This is a genomic window from Paraburkholderia sp. J41 (genome assembly GCF_905220235.1).
Lineage (GTDB): Bacteria > Pseudomonadota > Gammaproteobacteria > Burkholderiales > Burkholderiaceae > Paraburkholderia.
In genome coordinates this window covers 20,958-28,628 of sequence record NZ_CAJMZE010000056.1, presented here as the reverse complement: position 1 = coordinate 28,628, position 7,671 = coordinate 20,958, and the positions used below count along the sequence as shown (strand labels likewise).

At 66.0% G+C, this 7,671-nt stretch carries 8 protein-coding genes; 3 read left to right on the top strand and 5 right to left on the bottom strand.

The features are described from left to right. Positions 1-268: 268 nt before the first annotated feature. From U5805_RS30570 to thiL, 4 genes are read right to left on the bottom strand one after another with little or no spacing between them, the layout of a single operon-like run. Positions 269-805 (bottom strand): cupin domain-containing protein, encoded by a 537-nt coding sequence (locus tag U5805_RS30570; protein WP_322107226.1) that lies wholly within the window; start codon positions 803-805, stop codon positions 269-271. Positions 806-856: 51 nt separating this feature from the next. Further along, entirely contained in the window at positions 857-1,357 is a 501-nt protein-coding gene (locus U5805_RS30565; protein WP_322107225.1) for a CinA family protein, read from the bottom strand. Between the two features lie 21 nt (positions 1,358-1,378). Further along, entirely contained in the window at positions 1,379-1,957 is a 579-nt protein-coding gene (locus tag U5805_RS30560) for a phosphatidylglycerophosphatase A (RefSeq protein WP_322107224.1), read from the bottom strand. Next, positions 1,947-2,951: a thiamine-phosphate kinase gene (gene thiL, locus U5805_RS30555; protein ID WP_322107223.1), complete on the bottom strand. Its 1,005-nt coding sequence runs from the start codon at positions 2,949-2,951 to the stop codon at positions 1,947-1,949. The genes U5805_RS30560 and thiL overlap by 11 nt, the downstream gene beginning before the upstream one ends. A 186-nt stretch (positions 2,952-3,137) precedes the next feature. Between thiL and U5805_RS30550 the strand changes: the two genes are divergently transcribed. From U5805_RS30550 to U5805_RS30540, 3 genes are all read left to right on the top strand, one after another. Next, positions 3,138-5,432 (top strand): NADP-dependent malic enzyme, encoded by a 2,295-nt coding sequence (locus U5805_RS30550; RefSeq protein WP_322107222.1) that lies wholly within the window; start codon positions 3,138-3,140, stop codon positions 5,430-5,432. 300 nt (positions 5,433-5,732) lie between these two features. Beyond that, on the top strand, positions 5,733-6,236 hold the full coding sequence (locus tag U5805_RS30545) for a ribonuclease (protein WP_322107221.1): 504 nt from the start codon (positions 5,733-5,735) through the stop codon (positions 6,234-6,236). Between the two features lie 7 nt (positions 6,237-6,243). After that, positions 6,244-6,801 carry a barstar family protein gene (locus U5805_RS30540; RefSeq protein WP_322107227.1) on the top strand — a complete coding sequence of 186 codons (558 nt, stop codon included), beginning with the start codon at positions 6,244-6,246 and terminating at the stop codon, positions 6,799-6,801. Between the two features lie 125 nt (positions 6,802-6,926). Here U5805_RS30540 and U5805_RS30535 read toward each other — a convergent pair whose 3' ends face one another. After that, the gene (locus tag U5805_RS30535) at positions 6,927-7,667 is read right to left on the bottom strand and encodes a 16S rRNA (uracil(1498)-N(3))-methyltransferase (protein ID WP_322107220.1); all 741 of its coding nucleotides are present in this window, start codon (positions 7,665-7,667) and stop codon (positions 6,927-6,929) included. Positions 7,668-7,671: the final 4 nt, after the last annotated feature.

Below are 7,671 nucleotides of genomic sequence, written 5' to 3'. Positions count from 1 at the left end.
CAATCCGGTGAAGTCGTGCGCGGGCAAGAAGGCGACGGCGGCGGTGATCGCGTGTCTTGCGCCGAACCGGCGTGTGGAGCTTTCCGCGAAATAAGCGGAGGCGGGCAGGTCCGGGCGCAAGCGCGGGCCTGCAAACGTTCCCGCCCGGGGACGTAAAAGCAGCAGGACGTTGGCGGCGTGCCGGTTGATCGACCGGCACGCCGTTTTTTTATCGGCAAATTATGAGATGCAGCGGTGCGGCTCGTGCGGCTCGCTCGGCTCGCCTGGCTCAAGCCGGCCGTTTGACCGCCGCCGGCTTGCCCAGCAATTCGACGATCGCGCGATGCAGCGGAAACCGTGCGGCAAGCGCTTCCGTATCGGCGATTTCGAACTCGCTGAACTCGAAGCCCGGCGCGACGGTGCAGCCCACGAGCGCATACGTCGACGGATCGCAGCAGCGCGCCGCGAACCAGTGGCCCGCCGGCACCACGGCCTGAAACACCGTGCCCGGATGATCGAGCGCGTGACCGAGCTTGCGCGTGGAGAGCACGCCGCGCTCGTCGATCGAATGAATCTCGATGGGCGAACCGGCGTAGAAGTGCCAGAGTTCGTCGGAGCGAATGCGGTGCCACGCCGAATAGGCGCCGTCCGCGAGCAGGAAATAGATGGCGGTCGAGGCCGCGCGCGAGCCCTCGGCCGCGGGCGCGCCCTCGCGCTGCACGAACTTGTCGGCGCGGTAGGTTTCGCTGTAGTAGCCGCCTTCCGGGTGCGGTTCGAGCCCGAAGCGGCGGATCAGTTCTTCGACAGCGGCGTTGACTTGAGCCATGGCGGAAGCCTCCGGGTGAGCGGCCCGCGCCGGTCAAGGCGCGCGCCGGATTTAGCGTTCTTTCTCGTCGATGAGGGCGAGCAGGCCGCGCAGCGCATGCGCCGCGGCCTGTACGCGAATCTGTTCGCGGTCGCCCTTGAAGACCACCGTTTCGACGCTCGTATGCAGCCGGTTGCTCCAGCCGAACGACACCGTGCCGACAGGCTTTTCCGGCGTGCCGCCGCCGGGGCCGGCGACGCCGGTAATGGCCAGCGAAACCTGTGCCCGGCTGTTGCGCAGCGCGCCTTCGGCCATCGCGCGCGCGACCGGTTCGCTCACCGCGCCGTGGCGCTCGATCAGGTCGGCCGGCACGCCGATCATCTCGCTTTTCGCCTGGTTCGAATACGTGACGAAGCCGCGTTCGAACCAGCCGCTGCTGCCCGAGATATCGGTGATGGCGGTGGCGACCATGCCGCCCGTGCAGGACTCGGCGGTCGCGAGCATGAGACGCCCGTCGCGCAGCGCATTGCCGGCGCGGATGGCGAGTTGGTGAACGACGGAATCGGTGGGCATGGCGATGTTGGGTAAGGCCGCTCAGACCGACATGCGCCAAAGCGCGATCACGAGCAGCGTGAAGAAGGCGGCGACGAGATCGTCGAGCATGATGCCGAGGCCGCCCTTGAAGCGGCGGTCGAAATAACGGATGGGCGGCGGCTTCACCATGTCGAAGAAGCGGAAGATCACGAAGGCCCAGAGCCGCCCGGCGAAACTGACAGGCGTGATCATCAGCAGCACGAGCCAGAACGCGACGATCTCGTCCCAGACGATCGCCGAAGGATCGTCGGTGCGCAGGTGTTTCGCTGTGAACCCAGTCACGCCGATGCCCGCGAAAAAGCCCACGACGATCAGCAGCGCCCAGTCGATCACCGTGAAATAGCGGTTGAGCACTTCGAACGCGGCCCATGCGAACAGCGTGCCGGCCGTGCCCGGCGCGAGGCGCGACAGGCCCGAGCCGAAGCCGAGCGAAACGATGTGCAGCGGATGCGTGAGCATGAACGGCGCGTCGGCGCGGCGCGGGCTGGCCGGCTTCGCGCGCGCGGCGGACGGCGGCGCGTCGCCGGGAGCGGCCGTCGCGAAGTCGTCGGCGGACGAGGGCGTGGGGTCAGTCGGCATGGAAGTGGTCGAAGCCTTGCAACGTCAGGTCGAGCGAGGTGCCGGCGGCGTCGTGCCAGGCAATCGCGGGCACGGTCGCATCGGGCGAAGCCAGGGAACTCATTGTACCGATGCGTGTGACGCGCACGCCTGCCTGTTGTGCGGCCGCCTCGACCTGCGCGCGCCGGGCAGCGGCCGCCGTGAAGCACAGCTCGTAGTCGTCGCCGCCCGCGAGCGCGCACTGGAGCTGCACCGGGCGCGGCAGACGCGCGAGCGCGGGCGACAGCGGCAGGGCGTCGACGTCGATGGCGGCGGCGAGGCGCGAACGTTCCAGGATGTGACGCAGATCGCCGGCCAGCCCGTCGGAGACGTCCAGCGCCGCGCGCGCCACGCCGCGCAGCGCGAGGCCGAGCGCGACGCGCGGCTGCGGATATTCGAGCGCGCGCCGCAGGTGGACGGCGTCGGCGTCGGCAAGAACGCCGCTCGTCCGCCATTCGCCGCGTATCAGGCCGAGACCCGCGCGCGCGTCGCCGGGCGTGCCCGACACCCAGATGTCGTCGCCGTGCTGGGCAGCGTCGCGCCGCAGTGCGACATCCTGACGCAGCGACCCGAACACCGTAAGGCAAAGATTGAGCGGACCGGCCGTGGTGTCGCCGCCGATCAGCTCGCAGTCGTAGCGGTCGGCGAGTTCGAAGAGGCCTGCGCTAAACGCGGCGAGCCAGTCCTCGCGCGGCTTCGGCAGCGCGCAGGCCAGCGTGAAGCCGAGCGGCGCCGCGCCCATCGCGGCGAGATCCGACAGATTGACGGCCAGCGCCTTGTGACCGAGCGCATGCGGATCGACATCGGGGAAAAAGTGGCGGCCTTCCACGAGCATGTCGGTGGAAACGGCCAGCACCTCGCCGGCGGCGGGCGCGATGAGCGCGCAATCGTCGCCGATGCCGAGCGCCGCGCGCTGCGTATGACGGCGCGCGCGCTGCGCGAAATACCGGTCGATCAAGGAGAACTCGGAAAGCATGACGAAAGGTCTATGACGAAGGGCCAGGCCGGCATCGCGCGACTGACGCGCGCGTGGGGTTTTGCGACATTCCGGTAGCAGCACCTGCACTCCGACTGTAAGGAATACCTTCGGGGAATGGCGCTACAATCGGGCAAACTTTGCGTTCGAGTTGTCATTCTAATCTGCACCAAGGTCCAGCCTCTCATGTCGAATTCCGCCACGAACAAGCTTCGCGAAGCCGCCCTCGATTACCACGAGTTCCCCACGCCCGGGAAAATTGCGATCGCGCCGACCAAGCAGATGATCAACCAGCGCGATCTCTCGCTCGCCTACTCCCCCGGCGTCGCGTTCGCGTGCGAGGCGATCGTGGAGAATCCGCTCAACGCCGCGCGTTTCACCGCGCGCAGCAACCTGGTGGGCGTCGTTTCGAACGGCACGGCCGTGCTCGGGCTCGGCAACATCGGGCCGCTCGCCTCCAAGCCGGTGATGGAAGGCAAGGCAGTGCTGTTCAAGAAGTTCGCGGGCATTGATGTGTTCGACATCGAGCTGAACGAATCGGACCCGCACAAGCTCGTCGACGTGATCGCCGCGCTCGAACCCACGTTCGGCGGCATCAACCTCGAGGACATCAAGGCGCCCGAGTGCTTCATTGTCGAGCGCGAGGCCCGCAAGCGCATGAAGATTCCCGTGTTCCACGACGATCAGCACGGTACGGCCATCGTCGTGGGCGCGGCCGTCACCAACGGGCTGAAGGTCGTCGGCAAGGACATCAAGGACGTGAAGCTGGTGGCCTCGGGCGCGGGCGCGGCGGCGCTCGCGTGTCTCGATCTGCTCGTGGATCTGGGCCTGCCGCTGGAAAACATCGTCGTGACCGATCTCGCGGGTGTCGTCTACAAGGGCCGCACCGAGCTGATGGACCCGGACAAGGAGCGCTTCGCGCGCGAAACGCACGCGCGCACGCTCGCCGAAGTGGTCGAAGGCGCCGACATTTTCCTCGGCCTTTCCGCAGGCGGCGTGCTCAAGCCGGAGATGGTCAAGCAGATGGCCGCGAAGCCGCTGATTCTCGCGCTCGCGAACCCGACGCCCGAAATCCTGCCCGAACTGGCGCTCGAAGTGCGCCCCGACGCGGTGCTGTGCACGGGCCGCACGGACTATCCGAATCAGGTCAACAACGTCCTGTGCTTCCCGTTCATCTTCCGCGGCGCGCTCGACGTGGGCGCGACCACGATTACGCGCGAGATGGAAATCGCCACCGTGAACGCGATCGCCGAACTCGCGCGCCAGGAGCAGAGCGACGTGGTGGCGACGGCGTATGGCATTCAGGACCTGCAATTCGGGCCGGAATACCTCATTCCGAAGCCGTTCGATCCTCGCCTGATCGTGAAGATCGCGCCGGCCGTCGCGAAGGCCGCGATGGAGTCGGGCGTGGCCACGCGCCCGATCGAGGACATGGACGCCTACGAGCAGCATCTCCAGCAGTTCGTCTACCACAGCGGCACGACCATGAAGCCGATCTTCCAGATCGCGCGCGCGGTGGAGCCGGAGAAGAAGCGCATCGTGTTCGCCGAGGGCGAGGAGGAGCGCATCCTGCGCGCGGTGCAGATCGTCGTCGACGAAAAGCTCGCGAAGCCCATCCTGATCGGCCGGCCGGCGGTGATCGAGCAGCGCATCGCGCGCTACGGCCTGCGTCTGGTCGCGGGCCACGATTACTCGGTCGTCAACACCGACCACGACGAGCGTTACCGCGACTTCTGGCAGACCTATGCGAAGCTCATGGCGCGCAAGGGCATCACGCCGCAAATGGCAAAGCTCGAAATGCGCCGCCGCACCACGCTGATCGGCTCGATGCTGGTGGAAAAAGGCGAGGCGGACGGCATGATCTGCGGCACGGTCAGCACGACGCACCGCCATCTGCACTTCATCGACCAGGTGATCGGCAAGAAGGAAGGCTGCAACGTCTACGCGGCCATGAACGCGCTGGTGCTGCCGAACCGCCAGATCTTCATCGTCGACACGCATGTGAACGTGGACCCGACGCCCGAGCAGCTCGCCGAAATCACTGTCATGGCGGCGGAAGAAGTGCGCCGCTTCGGCATCGAGCCGAAGATCGCGCTGTGCTCGCACTCGAACTTCGGTTCGAGCAACGCCGCTTCGGCGCAGAAGATGCGCGACCTGCTCGTGCTGCTTCAGGAGCGCGCCCCCGATCTTCAGGTGGACGGCGAAATGCACGGCGACGTTGCGCTCGACGCGAACCTGCGCCGCGAGATCCTGCCCGAATCGACGCTGGAAGGCGACGCGAACCTGCTCATCATGCCGAACATCGACGCGGCCAACATCTCGTACAACCTGCTCAAGACGGCAGCCGGCAACAACATCGCGATCGGGCCGATCCTGCTGGGCGCGGCGCGACCGGTACACGTGCTGACGGCTTCGGCCACCGTGCGACGCATCGTCAACATGACGGCGCTGCTGGTCGCGGACGTGAACGCCGCGCGTTAAGGTCTAACGGGTTAAACGGGTTAAACGGGTTAAACGGCTGCGGCGCTCGCCGCACAACCGGGGAGCTATCAAGTCGACGGCGCGCTCAGGAAACTGGGCGCGCCGTTTCTGCTTGTTACCGGCCGATTTTTATCGTTCTTCCGCGATTGTAAAATTTACCGATCTGACGCTTGTTCATGGTCAAGCCCCGGTTTGGGAGGCCACCCGAACGTTGCTTCCCGGCATCATTAGCGATACCCTTACACCTTTCAGGGTCGTCGAACGCGTAACCCGGGAAGCGGAAATCAGGTGATGGCGCGCATGGGGCTGCTGCTGCAAACCGAACGAGAAACCGCTGGCGACAGCGGCGCCAAGGCGCTCCGGGCGTTTCACGCAATCCGTTGTTTCGGCAACCGTTTGCGGCGTGGGTGGCGGGCGGCGGCGGTCGTTCTCGTGGCGGGTGCCGCACTCGCGCCGGGCGGCGCGCAGGCCTACCGAAGCCAGACGGAAAACCCGCCGGACAGCGGCGCGAGTGCCACCGGAAACATTTCGGTGAACGCATTGCCGCGCGAGGCGGTCAACACCTTGAGTCTGATTTCAGCGGGCGGACCGTTCCCTTTTGAGAAGGATGGCGTCGTGTTCGGCAATTTCGAGCGGATGCTGCCGTCGCATCGGCGCGGCTACTACCATGAGTACACCGTTCCGACGCCGCGCGCGCGCAATCGCGGCGCAAAGCGTATCGTCTGCGGCGGGGCGCTCAAGCGTACCGACAACTGTTACTACTCCGACGACCACTACGCCAGTTTCAGGCGAATTATTGATTGACACCGGGATGAGCGGCATGAGCGATAACGTTTACGCACACGACCCGCGGGTCGCGAGCGATCTGTTCGCGTCCGGCGAGGGCAACCTGTTCCAGCGCGTCATGCAGATGAAGCACGAGTGCGACGCGCGCGGCAAAGAGGAGGCGCTTTCATTGAACGAGGAGGCCATGGATCTGTTTGCGACCGTGCGGCCGAACATCGTCCAGTCGATTCGCGCGTTTCGCGTGCAGGATCTCGCGGATGAAGCGCAGCGGCTGCAGCAGCATTTCCTTTACGCGTTCTGCGCGAATGCGCAAACCAGGCAGGAAGTGCTGGAAACCATCGCCACATCGTTCCTGTTTCCGAAGCACTTCGGCAAGAACTACGACGGCCTCTACGACTGCCTGACCGATCTGGTGCAGAAAGCCGGCGAGCAGCCGGGTTTCGTGATCGTGCTGGAGGGGCTGCCGATCGCGCAGAAGTTCGACAAGGACGGGCGCGAGACGCTACTCGACGTCTTTCGCGAAGCCACGGAGTATTGGGCCGAGCGCAAGGTGCCGTTCCGCGTGTTTTATTCGTTCGCCTAACCGTTTCGCTCGCGCGGGTTCGTCGCGCCAGTGTGACAAATGTGCGACAAAAAAACACAAGCCCGCCATCAGGCGGGCTTTGTCATTTTTACGCGCATGGCGGCCGCAGCGGCCGCGTGGGAGTGTTACCAGCCGCCCCAGCGCGCGGCCAGCGCGGAAAGTACCGCAATGCCGGCGGTTTCGGTGCGCAGCACGCGCGGCCCGAGCCCCACGGCAATAAATCCGTGATCGAGCGCGGCGGCTTCTTCCGGCGACGAAAACCCGCCTTCCGGCCCCACCAGTACGGTCACTTCGCCCGTGGGCGGGTCGACGGGCAGCGTCGAAAACGACACGTTCGCGCGCGGCGAAAGCAGCACGCGCAACTCGCCTTCGCCGGGACGCTTGGGCATGGAGCCAAGCCAGGTGGCGATTTCGCGCGTGGGCGCGACGTCGGGCATGCGGTTGCGGCCGCATTGCTCGCACGACGCCTGCACGATGCGCTGCCAGTGCGCCTGGCGGCGCACGGCGCGGTCGCCGGAAAGACGCACGACGCTGCGCGAGGTCGTGAGCGGCACGAAACTCGTCGCACCCAGCTCGACCGCCTTTTCAATCAGCCAGTCCATCTTGTCGCTGCCCGCAATGCCCTGCGCAAGCGTGAGCCGATAGGGCGGCTCCGTTTCGATGTCGCGGTACGGACCGACGCGCACCTGCGTGTCGCGGCGTTCCATTTCGAGGATTTCGGCGCTGTATTCGCCCCCGAGGCCGTTGAACAGCACGATGGTGTCGCCGGGCTGCAAACGCAGCACCTGAACGTGGCGCGTGACCTCGTCGGGAAGGGTAACGACCTCGTCGGACTGCAAGTTGCTGCCGACGAAAAAGCGGGGCATAAGA

What these genes read in the sequence shown, in the direction of transcription:
- U5805_RS30570 (WP_322107226.1), bottom strand. Translation starts at nt 805, where the DNA reads ATGGCTCAAGTCAACGCCGCTGTCGAAGAACTGATCCGCCGCTTCGGG.
- U5805_RS30550 (WP_322107222.1), top strand. Translation starts at nt 3,138, where the DNA reads ATGTCGAATTCCGCCACGAACAAGCTTCGCGAAGCCGCCCTCGATTAC.
- U5805_RS30565 (WP_322107225.1), bottom strand. Translation starts at nt 1,357, where the DNA reads ATGCCCACCGATTCCGTCGTTCACCAACTCGCCATCCGCGCCGGCAAT.
- U5805_RS30540 (WP_322107227.1), top strand. Translation starts at nt 6,244, where the DNA reads ATGAGCGGCATGAGCGATAACGTTTACGCACACGACCCGCGGGTCGCG.
- U5805_RS30545 (WP_322107221.1), top strand. Translation starts at nt 5,733, where the DNA reads ATGGGGCTGCTGCTGCAAACCGAACGAGAAACCGCTGGCGACAGCGGC.
- U5805_RS30560 (WP_322107224.1), bottom strand. Translation starts at nt 1,957, where the DNA reads ATGCCGACTGACCCCACGCCCTCGTCCGCCGACGACTTCGCGACGGCC.
- U5805_RS30535 (WP_322107220.1), bottom strand. Translation starts at nt 7,667, where the DNA reads ATGCCCCGCTTTTTCGTCGGCAGCAACTTGCAGTCCGACGAGGTCGTT.
- thiL (WP_322107223.1), bottom strand. Translation starts at nt 2,951, where the DNA reads ATGCTTTCCGAGTTCTCCTTGATCGACCGGTATTTCGCGCAGCGCGCG.